This is a genomic window from Xanthobacter sp. BG11Y11_SDJG, from assembly GCF_057364445.1.
Map to the genome: position 1 here is coordinate 1 of NZ_JBNFNU010000666.1, position 1,346 is coordinate 1,346.

The 1,346-nt window shown below is 69.4% G+C and carries 2 protein-coding genes; both read left to right on the forward strand.

The features are described 5' to 3' along the window. The coding region (ybeY, locus tag AC2W7M_RS25570; RefSeq protein ID WP_486135911.1) for an rRNA maturation RNase YbeY at positions 1–332 on the forward strand (332 nt) is incomplete at its 5' end. 22 nt (positions 333–354) lie between these two features. Beyond that, positions 355–1,323 (forward strand): hemolysin family protein, encoded by a 969-nt coding sequence (locus AC2W7M_RS25575; RefSeq protein ID WP_486135913.1) that lies wholly within the window; start codon positions 355–357, stop codon positions 1,321–1,323. Positions 1,324–1,346: the final 23 nt, after the last annotated feature.

The following is a 1,346-nucleotide window of genomic DNA, read 5'->3' on the forward strand; positions in this document are numbered from 1 at the left end:
CGGCCATCCGGGTGCTGAACCGGGAGTGGCGCGGCATGGACAAGCCCACCAACGTGCTGTCCTTCCCCCAGGCGGACCTGCCCGAGGGCGTCGACGCCCCGCAGCCGCTCGGCGACGTCATCATCGCCCTGGAGACGCTCCAGGGCGAAGCGGCGGCCGAGGGGAAGGCGCCCGCGCATCATCTCGCCCATCTCGTGGTGCACGGCACGCTGCACCTCATGGGCTATGATCACCTCGAAGACGACGAAGCAGAGGAAATGGAGGCGCTGGAACGCCGCATCCTCGCGGGCCTCGGGATCGACGATCCCTACCGCCTGCCGCAGGACGGATGACGTTCAAGGCGAAGAAGGACACATGTCGAACACTGATCAGCCGACCGAGACCGGCTCCGCGGAGCCGCAGAGTTTTCTCGATCGATTGCGTGCCCTCCTCGGCACGTTCCGCCCGCACGGCTCGCTGCGCACCGACCTGCAGGAGGTGCTCGGCACGAGCGGGGCGGCCGAGGAGGAAAGCGAGTTCACGTCCTCCGAGCGCAAGATGCTGCGCAACATCCTGCATTTGAAGGATGTGGGCATCGGCGACATCATGGTGCCGCGCGCCGAGATCATCGCGGTGCGCAAGGACATCGGCCTCGGCGAGCTGCTGAAGGTGTTCGTGAGCGCCGGCCATTCCCGCCTCGTGGTCTATGACGACACGCTCGACGACCCCGTGGGCATGGTCCATATCCGCGACCTGCTGGCGGTGCTGGCGGCCGGCGTGATGGACGAGGCGGACAGCCGGCTCGACCTCGGCGCGGTCGATTTCGACCGCAGCCTGGAGGAGGCCGGCCTGGTGCGGCGCCTGCTCTATGTGCCGCCCTCCATGCCGGCGGTGGACCTTCTCGTATCCATGCAGGCGGCGCGCACCCACCTGGCTTTGGTGATCGACGAATATGGCGGCACCGACGGCCTGGTCTCCATCGAGGACGTGGTGGAGGAGATCGTCGGCGAGATCGAGGACGAGCACGACGAGGCGCCCGAGACCCTGCTGACGCGCCAGGACGACGGCAGCTTCCTTGCTGATGCCCGCACGCCGCTGGAAGCGGCGGTCGAGGTGCTCGGACCCGGCTTCGCCTCCGAGGAGGCCCTGGAGGAGGTGGACAGCCTCGGCGGGCTCGTGGTGATGGTGGCCGGGCGGGTACCCGTGGAGGGCGAGATGATCGCGCTTCCCGGCGGCTTCGAGGTCGAGGTTCTGGAGGCCGACCCGCGCCGGGTGAAGAGGCTGCGCATCATCCCCCCGCGCCCCGACACCGGTGCGCACGCCGCCGCGCCCGATCCGGCGTGACGCGGGCCGGGTCGTCTCCCGCG

Excerpts from the sequence above, each read along its gene's own strand:
- AC2W7M_RS25575 (WP_486135913.1), top strand. The coding sequence starts at position 355 with ATGTCGAACACTGATCAGCCGACCGAGACCGGCTCCGCGGAGCCGCAG.